13 protein-coding genes are annotated in these 15680 nt (G+C 40.1%); 6 read left to right on the forward strand and 7 right to left on the reverse strand.

Annotated elements, in window-relative coordinates; translation table 11 throughout:
• Positions 1-207 precede the first annotated feature (207 nt).
• Positions 208-1695, forward strand: coding sequence for an alpha-amylase (locus tag AC07YT_RS22700; protein ID WP_086547262.1), 1488 nt, complete (start codon positions 208-210; stop codon positions 1693-1695).
• Between the two features lie 237 nt (positions 1696-1932).
• Here AC07YT_RS22700 and AC07YT_RS22705 read toward each other — a convergent pair whose 3' ends face one another.
• The 6 genes from AC07YT_RS22705 to AC07YT_RS22730 all read right to left on the reverse strand — a co-directional run bounded on the left by AC07YT_RS22705 (position 1933) and on the right by AC07YT_RS22730 (position 10031).
• Complete coding sequence (locus AC07YT_RS22705) at positions 1933-2859, reverse strand: hydroxypyruvate isomerase family protein (protein ID WP_086547261.1); 927 nt, start codon at positions 2857-2859, stop codon at positions 1933-1935.
• Between the two features lie 25 nt (positions 2860-2884).
• Complete coding sequence (locus AC07YT_RS22710) at positions 2885-3880, reverse strand: FAD:protein FMN transferase (protein ID WP_086547260.1); 996 nt, start codon at positions 3878-3880, stop codon at positions 2885-2887.
• A 10-nt stretch (positions 3881-3890) separates the two neighbouring features.
• The gene (locus tag AC07YT_RS22715) at positions 3891-5210 is read right to left on the reverse strand and encodes a Gfo/Idh/MocA family protein (RefSeq protein WP_086547259.1); all 1320 of its coding nucleotides are present in this window, start codon (positions 5208-5210) and stop codon (positions 3891-3893) included.
• Between the two features lie 35 nt (positions 5211-5245).
• Positions 5246-6211 carry a formylglycine-generating enzyme family protein gene (locus AC07YT_RS22720; RefSeq protein WP_086547258.1) on the reverse strand — a complete coding sequence of 322 codons (966 nt, stop codon included), beginning with the start codon at positions 6209-6211 and terminating at the stop codon, positions 5246-5248.
• A 339-nt stretch (positions 6212-6550) separates the two neighbouring features.
• Complete coding sequence (locus AC07YT_RS22725; protein ID WP_086547257.1) at positions 6551-7828, reverse strand: type IX secretion system plug protein; 1278 nt, start codon at positions 7826-7828, stop codon at positions 6551-6553.
• A gap of 295 nt (positions 7829-8123) precedes the next feature.
• Positions 8124-10031: an ABC-F family ATP-binding cassette domain-containing protein gene (locus AC07YT_RS22730; RefSeq protein ID WP_086549379.1), complete on the reverse strand. Its 1908-nt coding sequence runs from the start codon at positions 10029-10031 to the stop codon at positions 8124-8126.
• Between the two features lie 346 nt (positions 10032-10377).
• On the opposite strand from AC07YT_RS22730, the gene AC07YT_RS22735 reads away from it, so the two are divergent.
• The 3 genes from AC07YT_RS22735 (at position 10378) to AC07YT_RS22745 (ending at position 12786) form a co-directional block, all read left to right on the forward strand.
• Complete coding sequence (locus tag AC07YT_RS22735; RefSeq protein ID WP_086547256.1) at positions 10378-10788, forward strand: Rrf2 family transcriptional regulator; 411 nt, start codon at positions 10378-10380, stop codon at positions 10786-10788.
• Positions 10789-10862: 74 nt separating this feature from the next.
• Positions 10863-11513 carry an NAD(P)-dependent oxidoreductase gene (locus AC07YT_RS22740; protein ID WP_086547255.1) on the forward strand — a complete coding sequence of 217 codons (651 nt, stop codon included), beginning with the start codon at positions 10863-10865 and terminating at the stop codon, positions 11511-11513.
• A gap of 244 nt (positions 11514-11757) precedes the next feature.
• Entirely contained in the window at positions 11758-12786 is a 1029-nt protein-coding gene (locus tag AC07YT_RS22745; RefSeq protein ID WP_086547254.1) for a quinone-dependent dihydroorotate dehydrogenase, read from the forward strand.
• A gap of 636 nt (positions 12787-13422) precedes the next feature.
• Here the strand turns inward: AC07YT_RS22745 and AC07YT_RS22750 are convergent.
• Positions 13423-14088, reverse strand: a complete 666-nt coding sequence (locus AC07YT_RS22750) for a DNA alkylation repair protein (protein ID WP_086547253.1) — start codon at positions 14086-14088, stop codon at positions 13423-13425.
• 255 nt (positions 14089-14343) lie between these two features.
• Here AC07YT_RS22750 and AC07YT_RS22755 point away from each other — a divergent pair, with 255 nt between their 5' ends.
• Both AC07YT_RS22755 and AC07YT_RS22760 read left to right on the forward strand, forming a co-directional pair.
• A complete protein-coding gene (locus AC07YT_RS22755) occupies positions 14344-14625 on the forward strand; it encodes a hypothetical protein (RefSeq protein WP_086547252.1) in 282 nt (93 codons plus the stop codon).
• Positions 14626-14635: 10 nt separating this feature from the next.
• Positions 14636-15628 carry a hypothetical protein gene (locus AC07YT_RS22760; protein ID WP_086547251.1) on the forward strand — a complete coding sequence of 331 codons (993 nt, stop codon included), beginning with the start codon at positions 14636-14638 and terminating at the stop codon, positions 15626-15628.
• Positions 15629-15680: the final 52 nt, after the last annotated feature.

Below are 15680 nucleotides of genomic sequence, written 5' to 3' on the forward strand. Positions count from 1 at the left end.
ATCTGTTTGTTTTTCTGCGGTGATCTGCGCAATCAGCGGGAGAAGATGTGTAAGTTATGTTCCCGGAGATTCAATAGATTTTCGCAGATCTGTTTGTTTTTTCTGCGGTGATCTGCGCCATCAGCGGGAAAAGAATTTGGAGGGTTCCCGATTTAAATCCGAAAACAATTCATCAGCAATCATGTTATCCTTAAAAAAATCGAATTAATGCAAAACCAGACCCTGATCCAATTTTTCCATTGGTATTATAATGAAGAACAAAATTTGTGGACTAAAGTAGCTGCCGAAGCCAGTCATTTAAAAGAAATTGGTATAACATCTGTTTGGCTGCCTCCGGCTTATAAATCGAACAATGCGGCCTATGATGTTGGTTATGCCGTTTATGATTTATTCGATTTAGGCGAGTTCGACCAGAAAGGAAGTGTAAATACCAAACATGGCTCGAAAGACGAATATATCAAAGCGATTGAAGCACTTCACGATAACGGGATTGGTGTTTTAGCCGATGTGGTTTTTAACCACAAAGCTGGGGGTGATGAACTTGAAAAAGTAGCCGTTAGAACGGTAAACCCGGAAAATAGAAACGAATTTACCAGTGATGTTTTCGAAATAGAAGCCTGGACGAAGTTTACTTTTCCTGCGCGGCAGGGGAAATATTCTGAATTCATTTGGAATCATGAGTGCTTTAGTGGGGTAGACTGGGCAGAAGACCTCCAAGAAACAGCCATTTATTCGATCCAGAATTATTTAGGTGAAGGTTTTGAAGAAGTTCCTTCTACTGAATTTGGCAATTACGATTACCTGATGTTCAATGATATCGATTACCGCAACAGGGCGGTTGTGGAAGAGTTAAAATACTGGGGTGAATGGGTTGTCGAAACCACCAAAGTAGATGGTTTTCGATTGGATGCGGTTAAACACATCAATCCGGATTTTATTGTAGAGTGGATCGATCACCTGAATCAAAAATTTAACCGGGAGTTTTTTATTGTGGCCGAAGATTGGAATGTGGTGGATAGAGAGGGGCAATTAAACTATATCGAAATTACCGGTGGCAGAACGCAAATATTCGATTCGCTTTTGCACCATAATTTTTTCCTGGCGAGTAAGGATGAGGCATTTGATATGCAAACGATTTTTGATGGAACCCTGGTTCAGGTGAAGCCGGATTTGGCCGTAACATTCGTTGATAACCATGATTCGCAACCTTTGCAGGCACTCGAATCTTATGTCGATTTTTGGTTCAGGCCTTTGGCTTATGCTATCATCCTGTTGCGTGTACAGGGTATTCCATGTTTGTTCTTTCCCGATCTGTACGGAGGAATTTATGATGATAAAGACAAAGAAGGGGATGAGGTACACGTGGAGTTGGTTCCAATTCCGGTGGTAGAAACCATGAGTAAAATCCGTACAGCTTTAGCCTATGGCGAGCAGCGCGATTATTTTGACCATAATATTTGTGTCGGCTGGACCCGTACAGGTGATGAGGAACATGAAAATAGCGGCCTGGCGGTATTGATGAGCACAGGAGAAGAAGGCTTTAAAGAAATGGAAATCGGTAAACACTTTGCCGGAAAAACCTTTGTTGATGCCTTAGGTTATAGGGAGCAGGAGGTAATCATTGATGAAAATGGCTGGGCCGAGTTTCACTGCAACGCGGGAAGTGTATCGGTTTGGGTGTTGAAGGTGGGGTAGGAGAAGAGGGTGATATTGTGGTCTGTGGGGACACAGACCACGGCGTTGGCTTAATGCCTTTTCGACGCATTATGATTCCCAATCAAGTTGGGAATGACGCTGACATCTAACCCTCCACGCGTCATTCCCGTGCAGACGGGAATCTTAATGCGCCCGCTAGTGGTGATTGTTTTAAGATTGCTTTCCCGAAATTTGGGGCAGGCTGTCGTTCCTTCTCGCAACAACGAATTTTTTTATTTACAAAAAGTTATCCTCAGCCCGGTAAGCCGAAATAACAGCTAGTTCGCCTTCTTTTCCACCTTTGGAGTTGCCATGCTCCATGCCCATCACACCCTTATAACCTTTTTTGTGCAGGTGTTTAAAGAGGTTTTTATAATTGATCTCTCCGGTGGTAGGCTCTTTCCGACCTGGATTATCACCAATCTGAATGTATGCAATTTCGTCCCAGCAGCGATCGATGGTTTTAATTAAATCACCTTCTGTACGTTGCATGTGGTAAATATCATAAAGGATTTTGCAAGAAGGGCTTTTTACCGCTTTACAAACTGCATAGGTTTCATTTGTTTTTTGAAGGAAAAGCTCCGGGGTATCGCTCAAGGTTTCCAAAACCATGATCAAACCGTGGGGTTCAAAAATCTCTGCTCCGGCACGCATGGCATCAATTACATTGGCAAATTGATTGCCATAAGGTAAATTACGTTCGTAAAAACCAGGTACTACGGTAAGCCATTTAGCATTACAGCGTTTAGCTGCTTCTACTGATTTTTTACAGGTTTCGACAAATTTATCTTTAAACTCCTTTTTTCCGGTGGTTAAAGAGGTTTTCCAGTTATCGCCGCCATCTACAACGAAAACACCCATGCGCATGCCCAATTTGGCTAATAGGTTTCCAATTTTTTCCTGTTCATCTACAGAGCGGTTGAGGTATCCGTTATCTTCGATAGCACGGAAACCTTTGTCGTACATAAACTGGATCTGATCTAAAAAATTCTTGCCTGCATGGTTTTCGAACATGCCCTGATGTGGGGCATAATCCATGTTAAAAACCTTATCGCTTAATGCTGCACCTGGTTTTTCGGCCGCAAAAGTATTGTTAATTCCTGCCCCGGTAGCAATTGCACCAGCAGTGAATAAGCTGTTTCTTATAAATTCACTTCTTTTCATCGGTTTGTTATTAAACGGATAGATACTAGTGTGTAATTAATTTTTTAAATCCTTTGGTTAAGGTGTCGGCTACTTTGCCATCTTTTTGGTGGTACACAAAGTAAGCTTCGAGATTTTTTCTGCTCTCTACAAAGGCAATGGCATCTTTAAGGTGCATGGCCATTAAGGCATTGTCATAGCCATCGGCTGTAATGGCATCATTGGCGTATACGGTTACGCTGATCATCTCATTATCTAAAGGATAACCGGTTTTAGGATCGATCAGGTGAGAAATCTTTTTCTTCCCGCTCTGGTGGAATTTCCGGTAATTGCCAGAGGTGGTAATGGCGCCAGAATTGATGGCGGCAATGTGCCTGATTACGGGAGTGCCATCTTTATCAGGGCCTTCAATACCGATTTTCATCGTTTCGCCATTGGGTTTAGGTCCTGAAATCCGAATTTCGCCCCCTAATTCGGCCACATACTGTTTAATGCCTTTTTTTTCGAGATAAGCAGCAATTAAATCGACGCTGTATCCCTGGGCAATTCCGTTTAAATCAATTTGCACGCAGGGTTTCAGTTTGGTTAATAAGCCATTCTTTAGCTTCAGGTTTTTCATGCCTACGCAGGCCAGTATCGATTTAATGGCGGAGGGATCTGGTTCGGTTTTAGACTCTTTCGGACCAAAGCCCCAGACCTGAACCAGTGGGGCAACAGTAATATCGAAAACTCCTTTTGTATCCTGATTGATCTCGAAACTCCTTTTCAACACATCATTTATTAAACGATCGGTTTTGATTTCTTTTTCTGCCGAATTAAACTGATTTATCAATGATCCCTTTTTGTAAAGCGACATCGATAAATCAATTTGGTTTAATAAACTATCTATGCCTGCCTGAGTGGCTAAACTATCAGTAGCATAGTACATTATAGCATAATCAGTTCCCTGTGCAAGACCATTGATTTTGTATTGCCTTAACTCCTTTTTCAAAGAGAAAGCAAAAATCAGTGGTAACAGGAAAAGCAAAAATCTATAACGCATCAATTTCGTGTTAGATCACCTTTGCTTGTCCAGGCATGGCAATAGGGTATAGTCCTTTTTCATCAGGCATTAATCTTGGGTTCGCATCCCATGCAAAACGCTCAGGCATTAAACTGATGTTCGACGCTAAAGCCTCATCCCATTTAATGGTTTGACCAGAATAAGTGGCATAACGACCGATAATTGCAGAGAACGTACTGGTTGCAGCATAATCTACATTACTAAATCTGTATTCTCCCTTAGAAACCGCATCGAACAGTTCGTCGTGTTCTGTTTGGTAAGGATTTGCGTTTCCTTTGGTATTGTGGTTATAGAGTTCTTTACCGCTGTAATCTTTCATGATGGCCTGGTTGCTGCCGGAAAGGTAAATCTTACCTTTGGTACCCTGGAAAGATTCATCCACCCGGTTACTGATGCCTTCGAAATGTCGGCACTGGCTATGGATTACCGCGCCATCTGCATAAGTTAATTCGATAGAGTGATTGTCGTAAATCTCGCCATAGTCTTTCCCTGTTCTCCAGGCGCGGCTACCTGTTCCCTGTACGGAGGTGGGATGTCCGTTTTTTATCCAGTTGGCAATATCGATATTGTGTACATGTTGCTCAACGATATGATCGCCGCATAACCAGTTGAAATAATACCAGTTTCTCATTTGGTATTCCATTTCGGTTTGGTTCGCTTTACGCGGACGTACCCAAACGCCACCACTGTTCCAGTAAACCTGGCCCGACATGATATCGCCAATAGCACCATCGTTAATGCGTTTCATCGATTCGCGATAGTTGGTCTGGTAACGGCGTTGCAAGCCTACCACCACATTTAATTTTTTCTTTTTAGCTTCTTCCGCTGCGGCCAAAACCTTTCTAATACCTGGAGCATCTACAGCAACCGGTTTTTCCATGAAAACTTGTTTGTTCTGTTTAACCGCCTCTTCGAAATGGATAGGACGGAAGCCCGGAGGAGTGGTTAACAACACTACATCAGCTAATGGAATAGCTTTTAAATAAGCATCGAAACCCACAAACTGGCGTTCTTTAGGAACATCCATCTTCGCTGCGAATTTTCCGTTTAATGATTGATAACTGCTGTCTAAGCGATCCTGAAAGGCATCGGCCATAGCCACCAGCTTAATATTGAATTTGGTACTTAATGCCTGGAAAGCAGCGCCTGTTCCGCGGTCGCCACAGCCAATCAAGGCAATTTTTATGGTGTCAGAGCCCGAAGCATAAGCCCCGGCCAATGGAATACTGCTTATCATGGCTCCACCTGCCAGCATGGCGGTTGCCTTTAAAAAATCGCGACGATCTTGTTGGTTAATTGGTTTTTTCATGTGTTTAGTTTTTTTATTGTGGTTGCTTGTGTTTTTTAAAAGTCTTTTATAGGTTGTTTATTGTAATAAGCATCTATTTCTGCTTTCGATGGTGTTTTTACCGGACGTACCAGGCGCATACCTACAAACGGAGCTTCGGGGAACCACCAATTGCTTTTAGGAATCTGTGGATCTAATTGTTTCCAGGATGGATCAGACGCTAATCTGGCTGTTGAAGTTAAGTTGTTGGGCGTTTCATCATAGGAGCCGCCACGAACTGCATTTGGGTAGAGTTTTTCAGGTACGGCTACAGGGTTTTCTGCAGTTTTATCTTTGCTTTGGCTGTAAAAATCAGCGATATATTGATCATAGGTCCATTCGCTCACATTGCCATACATATCAAATAATCCCCATGCATTCGGTTTTTTTTGTCCTACCTGATGTGTTTTGTTATCGCTATTATCCTTGTACCAGGCATAATCACCTAGTTTTGATGCATCATTTCCAAAAGAATAATTGGTTTCAGTACCGGCTTTACAGGCATATTCCCATTCTGCTTCGGTTGGCAAACGGTAAAAAATACCTGTACGTACATATAGCCATTTGCAAAATTGGATGGCGTTATATTGGGTCATGGCTACGGCTGGCTGGTGTTCTTTGCCCATACCAAAAGTCATGTCGAGATAAGGTTTTGTAGGTCTGGTAACGGCATCTACTTCAGCCGGAATAGCACTTATGCTGGCTTGTTTTTCGTAATCACGATACAGGAAAGGCTCAAAAATATCCCAGGTTACTTCATGTTTCCCTATCCAGAAGGCATCGAGTTTAACCTCATGAACAGGTTGCTCATCTGCTTTCCCTGTTTTACTTCCCATCTTAAATTTGCCTGCTGGTATAGCCTGCATGTCGAATTTTAGTTTTGTTCCGTTAATGGATTGTGTGTACGAATCACTGGAAGTTTGTGCTGAAATGTGTGCACAAGGATAGGCTATTAATGCTGCGGCAATTAACTTTTTAAACATAATTTTTGGTTAGATACACTTATTTTCTAAGTGTTTATCTGGTTACTTTCTGAAATGCTAAAGTAAATAACCACATTTAAAACAAAGAAAATTTATGTAACAATAAAGGTAAGTATTGTCACATTAAAAGTCAAGTTGACAATTAAAGCTATCCTCATCCTGAACTTGTTTCAGGATCTGATCGGCGAAGATCTTTTAAATCGATCTTAGTTATAATTAATTGTCTAAGAGTATTATAGGTAAAAGGTCATTTACCACTTAAGAATACAAGGGCATTTAAGCTTATATACCTTACATCGTTTGTTTTGCATTTTTGATGCATTATCATTGCAAGCTGACTTACCTTCTATCGGTAACCTTATTGCTTAAATTGGTATAACCAACGAGGGTATCCCAGCGTGCGCCCGGGCGACGATAATAAACAAAAATCTGATAGCTGTTTTCAGTCTGGAAAAATGCGCCCTCAAAAGGTTTAGTTTCCATTATCCTGGTGTCTTTATTGTACCAGGCAAATTCATAATCATAGAGGCCTTGTTTAAGTATCACGTTGCCATAAAACTGTTTCCTGCCGGCATCGTAGAGTAGTTTGTTTTCATTACTCATGGTGTAATTGTTAAACCGGCCAACAACATAAGCATCGCCATTCGGGCTGGGTGCCGGGGCATTTAAGGTAAATAAAACACTCATGTACTCTGCTTCTGTTTTATCGTCCCGTCCGTCGGTATTGCGGATAAAAAAGTTTCCATTTTCATCGTACTGGTTGGCAAAAGCACCGACTGTTCTGGGTGCATCCTGAAAAAGCATTACGTTTACGGATTGATTATCGCGATAAATATCCTTCACATTATCGGCCTTGTACCTTAAACTCCTGGTATCAAACTTCCTGAATTCGTTATCTCCCCAAAAATCGTTGGTATTGAGGTCGTTATAAACCAATTGGTTTGGCCTTACAAAAGATGGTTTGGTATTAACCTGGATGGTATTGGCATTAAAGTTTTGCATCACCACAGCTTTTACATCCTGATAGGGGTTCGGGATAGGGAAGGGGTGATTAATGGTAAAATTGATTTTTTGTTTATAATTCCTATTTTCCACCTGCATGGAGTTATTTACATCAGCGGCCACAGCAACCTGATTGTCGAGCATGTAAAAGCGTTGCGAAATAACAGGTTTGTTTTTGTCGCCATCTAAATACACTTTTAACACATAATTTCCCCCAATTTTTGGCTGGATTTGGGTATTGGGTAAGCTGATTTCGTAATGTGTATATTTTCGTGCGGTATTAGAAGAGTAGCGATAATTGATGATGCGGTCATCATTAAAACTTCCTAAATAATCGATGCTCGAAATTTTCGATGTTTCCCATTCTGCGGTGCAATGTTCAATGGTATACCAGTAGTTTTGGGTACCCGCCAGTAAATCATCGAACGAAAAAGTTATCGTTTCCGACGAATTGAGCATAATTACAGGTAAACTCTGCTCTTTATTGCTGTTATAACAAAGTACAGTTTTAATATTTGGAAGATAAATTTTATTCTCGTTGGTAAACGTTTTGTCGTTTTGCGCAAAGGCCAGGCTGGAGATGAAAAATAAAACCGGAATTAATATTTTCTGCATGGTTAAAAGTAAAGTTTTATTGGGAAGTGGCAAAACCCATCTTTAAGTTTAGCCACCGAGGCAGGGATTGGCAAGGAAGATTCCAGTGCCGTCATTTCGAGCGGAGTGCAACGAAGTCGAGAAATCTAACTCGAGATAGATCTCTCCATTCCACTGCGTTCCAGTCGAGATGACGGGACGAAGAATTTAACTCCTTCCGTGCTAATCCGTATTTCCGTGGCAAAAAGAATCATTACAAAACAAAAAAGCCGTTCCGATATAAATCGAGACGGCTGTATATCTATAATAACTTAAACTAAGCCTCCAGCTCCATAATTTCAGCAGCTAAACTTTCCCATTTATTTTGGCTAAGATCTAACTCCTGTTTAGTGGCCAAATAACGTTTGTTGGCTTCTGCTAATTTATCGGCGTTGGCATAAACATGCTCATCTGCCAATTCTGCTTCAATATTTTTAACCTGCTGCTCCAGTTCGGTAATTAACTTTTCTGTTTTTTGCAGCTCGTCGTTCAGTTTTTTTAATTGATTGGCTGCATTTGGCGTAACAGGTTTTGGCTGTTCCTTTTGCTTTTCTGGCATTTTAACCGGAATAGGTTTAGCCGCCGGAATTATCCTTTTGCTATTCCATTCTTCATATTCGGCATAAGTACCAGGGTATTGTTTAATTTTTCCGCTTTCGATAAACCAGATTTTGTTGGCTACATTATCTAAGAAATACCTATCATGAGATACGGCAATAAAAGTACCTTCAAACTGTTGCAATGCCTGAATCAAGATATTAACCGACTGGATATCCAGGTGGTTGGTCGGCTCATCCAGAATCAGGAAATTAGAATCTGTGGTTAACGATTTAGCCAGGGCCACACGCGATTTTTCTCCTCCAGAAAGCACTTTGATTTTTTTGAAAACATCATCACCGGTAAAAAGGAAACAACCTAAAATACTACGTAATTCCGTATCGCTATGTTTTGGGGCAAAGGCTTGTAATTCTTCTAAAATCGAATTTTCTAAATGCAGCGATTCTAATTGGTGCTGCGCAAAGAAAGTGGTGGTTACGTTATGACCAGTTTCGCAGAAACCTTCAAATTTTTCGGCTCCGGCAATCATTCTCAATAAAGTAGATTTACCCTTACCGTTTGCACCGATCAAGGCAATTTTATCACCTTTTTCAATCACGCCCTCAGCATCATCTAAAATATGCACATTTGGATAACTCTTATTGGCATGTTCTATACGCACCACGTGTCTGCCTGAAGGTTTAGAGAATTTAAACGCGAAGTTTACGGTTGGGTTATCATCATCCACATCATCAATACGCTCCATCTTATCTAAAGCCTTCATGCGCGATTGTGCCATTTTAGCCTTACTCGCTTTCGCTTTAAAACGCTCAATTAAACGTTCTTCCTGCTTGATTTTGGCCTGTTGATTTTTAAACTCGCCTTTCTGGATTTCGCCACGCAAGGCTTTTTCTTCAACATAGAAGCTATAATTACCCGCATAAACGGTTAATTTCCCCTTACGCGATTCTACCGTACGGTTTACAATTTTATCTAAGAAATACCTATCGTGAGATACAATTACAATGGCACCTTCAAAACCCATTAAATAGTTCTCCAACCATTTAATGGAAGGTAAATCCATGTGGTTGGTAGGCTCATCCAGTAATAAAATATCAGGTGTTTGCAATAAGATTTTCGCCAGCATTACACGCATACGCCAACCTCCTGAGAAGGTATTTAAAGGGCGTAACTGATCTGCCGTACTGAAACCCAAACCGGCTAAAATTTCGTTGGCCCTATATTCGATGTTATAGCCATCTAAAGCTTCAAACTCTTGCTGTTTATCGCTTAATTTAAATAAAACCTCTTCGCTATAATCGGTTTCGATTTTCTTAAGCAGTTCTTCAATCTCATCATGCAATTGGTTTTGGCGCTCAAAAGCCTCCATGGCCACATGCAAAATGCTATGGTGCGAATCGTAAGAGAGTAAATCCTGGTTTAAGTAACCAATTTTCAAGTCTTTCGACATGGAAACGGTACCCGAACTTGGTGCGTATTCGCCTACAATTATTTTTAAAAGTGTTGATTTTCCTGTTCCATTGGCGCCGATTAAACCAGCTCTGTCGCCAGGTTTAATGTGCCAGTTCGCGTCATCGTACAAGGCCCTTGAGCCAATCAGGAAGGTTAAATTATTTATTGAAATCATTTCGGCTGCAAAAGTACGAAATTTAAAGGCTTTTTTCAGCTGCAAAGTCAAATAGGATAAGCCAGCAACATTAATGTTTATATTGAAGTAATACCGGCTAATTCGTGTGGCATCAACATTAGAAAACAATTTTTGTAAAAACAAAAGCTTTTAAGTGCCTGTTTAATCATTATTACTGTTTTAAATTGATACTCGATATAACGCCTATCTGCTCAATATCCTCAAATTTTAATTGATCAATAAAACGGTAAGGCATTACAATTGTCAGTGCAGGGTTAATGATGTTAAATTTTTATGATGTATAAAAATTATCATACCTTTGTTCTGTAATAAAAATAGTTACAGTATGAATAGCAGTCATTTTTCTATATCGCTTCACATTCTTACGCTCCTTGATCAGGTGAAGGGGCAGCTATTGAATTCTGAATACATTGCGGGTAGTATCAACTGTAATCCTGTTCTGGTGAGAAAGGAACTGGCCAATTTGCATAAATACGGTTTTGTTCAAAGTAAAGAAGGAAAGGGTGGTGGCTCAACCCTAGCTAAAAACCCTGCTGATATTAACCTTGGGGATGTTTACCGGGCCGTTAAACAAAAAAGCCTGTTAGGCGAAAGCAAAAATGAACCTAATCCCGATTGTCCGGTAGGTAGACAGATCACTAAACATTTAACCGATTTATATGATGAAGCAGAAACTGCTTTAGTAAAGAATCTTTCGGCTAAAACTTTAAAAGATTTTAGTGCGGGTTTTAAATAAAAAATTTTAAACATAACTGTAACAAAAAATATTACAATTTATAACAGGTTAATCAATTTTAAAAATTAAATAATATGAAAGTAGCATTAATAGGAGCCTCCGGATTTGTAGGCAAAGCCATTTTGAACGAATTAGTAAGTCGTGGGAATGAAGTGATCGCCATTGCGCGCGATACTGCTAAAATTGAGCATAACGATGATCATGTGCGTAAGATCGCGGTTGATGTTTTAGATACTGAAAAACTAGCAGCAGCTTTAACAGGTGCCGATGCAGTAGTAAGTGCTTTTAACGCAGGTTGGACCAATCCAAATTTATACAACGATACGGTACAGGGCGCAGAGGCCATTCAGGCTGCTGTAAAAGCATCGGGTGTTAAACGTTATATTTTTATCGGTGGAGCGGGTACTTTGCAGATCGATGGTCACCAAATTGTAGATGGCCCTCACTTTCCTGCCGAATACAAACCAGGTGCAACAGCAGTAAGGGATTATTTTAATACCTTAAAGCAAGAGAAAGAATTGGATTGGTTGTTTTTTAGCCCAGCTATTGAGATGCATCAGGGCATCACTACTGGTCGTACCGGAAAATACCGTTTGGGTAAAACAAGTCCGGTTTTTAATGAAGAAGGCCGTTCTATTTTATCAGTGGAAGATTTAGCGATCGTTATTGCCGATGAGCTGGAAAATAATGCACACCACCAGGAGCAGTTTACGGCAGCATATTAGGGATGTAGGATGGAAGATGTGAGAGGGAAAATGTAGGATGGAAGATGTAGAATGGAAGTTGTGAGCTAGTTTGTAGTTGACTACTTTTGGTAAATGGTTGATAGGCTAGTGTACTATCTGCTCGTGGCAATTTTACTATTGACGATGAGCCATCAACCAAAATTTTGTACGTCATAAAGGTTTCCATCTTTCCTTTTACATTTTCCATCTTCCATAATTAGCATTAAGTTCTTATCTTCGTGCCATGTATCGCCTTATTAAACCAATATTCTTCAAATTTGACCCTGAAAACGTACATTATTTTGTAGTTAAGCGGTTAAAATGGTTTAATGATAAATTTCCGCTTGGTAAAACCATTATTCGTAGCAGCTTTGATGTGCATATTAAAGGTTTAGAGCGCGAGGTTTTTGGCATTAAATTCAGAAATCCTGTGGGTTTGGCTGCCGGATTTGACAAAAACGGTGAATATGTAGAGCCGCTTAGCAATTTAGGTTTTGGATTTATTGAAGTGGGTACCGTCACACCAATGCCTCAGCCCGGAAACGATAAACCCCGGATGTTCCGCTTACCTAATGATGAAGCCTTAATTAACCGGATGGGTTTTAACAATAAGGGGGTAGATGTAATGGCCGAGCGTTTGCGCTTGCTAAAAGATAAACATCCTGATATTGTTGTAGGTGGAAACATTGGTAAAAACAAAGCTACCCCAAATGAAGATGCCGTAAGCGACTATATTAAATGTTTCGATCGCCTTTTTGATGTGGTCGATTATTTTGTGGTCAATGTAAGTTCGCCCAATACACCAGGCTTACGCGAACTTCAGGAAAAAGAACCCCTGAAGAAAATCCTCAATACTTTACAGCAACGTAATCGTAAAAACGATATTTCACGTCCGATTTTATTAAAAATTGCGCCTGATTTAACTGATGCGCAATTAGACGATATTATCGAAATTGTTGCGGAAACCAAAATTGCAGGCATTATCGCCACCAATACAACCATTAGCCGGGAAAATCTGGCTACTGAGAAAGATTTAACTGGTGAAACCGGTGGTTTGAGTGGTAAACCTGTTAAAGAACGCTCTACAGAAGTCATTCGTTATCTTTCATCGAAATCAAACAAAGCATTTCCAATTATTGGTGTAGGCGGAATACACTCCGCAAAAGATGCCAAAGAGAAATTAGATGCTGGTGCATCTTTAGTTCAATTGTATACGGGTTTTATATATGAAGGACCAGGCTTGATCAAAAGCATCTGTAAAGAACTGGTTTAAATATAGTCGTCACCTTCACCGAGCCATCACTCGTTTCTTTCCTGCGGGTTTTACGCTATTATCAGGTTTAGTTAGTAAGGTTTGGCTATAAAATCGGGGCTGAAATTGCCAAATAAGCAGAACCAGCCGTTTCTTAATCATTATTAATTTTTTCTTTTTTAGGAAATGAAAGTTCAACGTTTCATGGGTACAGTAGCCCCGCCATCCGCTTTACTTCACCCGATGGAAAAAACCGGGTTCGTGTTCGCTTCTGTCGGGTTTATAAACAACGGCTTGCTTTCAGTGCGCCGACCCAAGTTAAATAAACCCGATTGTCGGGGAGAGCTTCCGATCCTTTACCGATAAATCGGCACTAAATTAGCATCGGAACTCGCACCAAAAGCGGGACTGAAATTGCCAAAAGAACGAGACCCCCATTTCCTAGTGATTATAAAAGTCTTTTATGTTTAGGAAATGAAGGATAGCAGTTCATAGGTACTTGTTTTCCGCCATTCGCCTTATCCCGATTGAAAATAATCGGGATGCTTATGATTGTTTATTTAACAAGGCCTGAATTTTATGATTAAATACGATTTGTCGGGCTTGCTTTAAACAGAGGGATATCATACATGAAATATGCTGATAATAGGTAAAAGACTACTTCTGCCGGCTTACCATCTCATTAATCCAGATGGGCGCAAAGGGGGAGGTACATCCTTTAGAAACAGGATAATCGCGATATATGCCAAGTTTTTCGCCGATGGCTAAAGCGCTTTCTCGATAATCAGGATGGTTAATGCCAATCTGCGCCAATGCGGTGTTCATTGTCCATTGGATTTCTGGGGCTACTTTAGGCATTTCTTTTTCAATCCGATCGAGAATGGCAGGAATGTCTAATCCCTCAGGTGCCCGGCTTATACGTCCGCTGGTTAGGCTCCAGCCTGCCCGGGCCAGCATAATATTACCCGAGTTCATCCACTTTTCACGAAACTGCTCCTTATCCGGGTATTCTTTAACAATGTAGTTGTAAAACCAATCTGCAGCCCAGGTAAAATTTTCTGAAGCGACCATCTGCTCAATTTGTGCTGCCGATAGTGCTTTTGGTTTCAGGATTAAGATGGCAAGCAACCTGGCATCAATATTTTCGGTTTCCCAAAGTTGAAGTGCAAGCTCATGATCGGTTTTGATCTTTTTTGCTACTGCCCTGATGTCGCCCATTTTAACACCAAAAATGTTTTCTCTGGCGCCGTTTTTAATGTGCATGGCACGGACTTTCTCATCTGCCAGTGATTTAAGCTGATCTAATACATTTTTAAGATTCATATACTTTCAAAATAAATGAACAATAATATAAAATTAAGTTTTTGATCTTAAAAAAGATGTCTGTACTTGAAAATATCCAGATGAATTCTTGTAGGAGCATTATTCCGTTCATCTGGTTCCCGTAATTAACGATAACTAAAATCACGCCTCCATTAAATATCTTCCAAAAATACTTAATACTAGGTATTGTGCAGGCCCTGCTTTAAGCATAGATTTAATACAGTTATTAATTAAATCTCTTAAAATAAGCCAGTTATGTTGTATGCCAATGTTCTTGTGGTAACGGGAGCTTCTGAAGCCCAGCTCAATAACATCAAGACGTTTATCGCTCAGTCTGGTGCGATAGTAGAACGGATTGATGCAACTTTTTTTCTGGAAATAACATCCATTGATCTCAGGAAATCATTGATTGCTGAGTTGAATCAACAAGGGTTTACCTATTTATGGTATTTTAATAAAATAGCATCAGGCTCCCGTATCTATACAGGAAAAATAGACCCGGCGCTGTTTGATAAAATTGAAAATATTATGCTTTAATACCCAAAATATGAAAAAAAATATTTTAACGCTGTTGTTCGCTTGTGTTGTATTTTCAGTAAAAGCTCAGAAGAGCTTTAATGATTTCCACGAGTATTATCCGATTGGTGAAGATGCAAATCTAGGTTATAAAACCAGTGTGCTTTCTTCCGAAAAACTTGTTTTCGAAGCAAACCCAAATGTACGTTACAGCTTTTTTAATAATATGGAGAAAGGTTTAATGGAAAAACCCTTGAAAAAGAATGTATTTGCTGCATATGTTGCTTTTAGATCGCAGCTTAGAATGTACGACAGTGAGTCTTTGCCTGTGATTATGCCCTCGTATAGGGTACAGCTTGGTGGCCAAATGATGCGCAGGTTGAATGATAATAATTTTATTGCCATTTCCTTAGAAAGTGGTCATTATTCGAATGGGCAGTCTGGAAGTGCCTTTTCTGAGACCCTAGTTGATGGATCACCGGAAAGTGAGGCGCTTTATAATAAAATTACACCTGAAACCAATCTTTCGGCAATCCTGAACCGTAGAAGTGCGAATTTTTCCACTAATCTAACCGAACTGCTGATTAATTACCGGAATAATAAAAATAGTTCTGAAAATTTACCTTCAAGAACGCATTCTGTTACAGGCGGGCTTTTGTTGTACCATAACCGGTTTTTGGGAGTAGGTAATTTCGGTGGTTTTACCGAAAACGATATTCGGATCTACGGGCGATACCGTTGGCAGCTTCGATATGAATTTATTAAGCAATTGAAAAATGTTCGTGCTTCTGTTGCAGAGCGGATGGAGCTTATTCAAGGTGCGCATCCTTTTGTAGATCCTTTTAGAAGTGAAACCATACTTACCGTTTATCCATTTCCAAAAACGAAAGCGTTTGGTTTTTTTGTCAATTATACTTTTGGACACGATAATTACAATTATCGTTTTGTTGATTCGGGTAGGACATTAAGTTTTGGTATAACCTGGACAATATTTCCGCCCTTCCAGATGAATGTGGATGAATGATGATTGGCAGGTTATTGGAATCTGTTTGATTTATTCTTTTATCCCCTGGTGC

This window comes from Pedobacter sp. GW460-11-11-14-TSB4 (assembly GCF_059423705.1).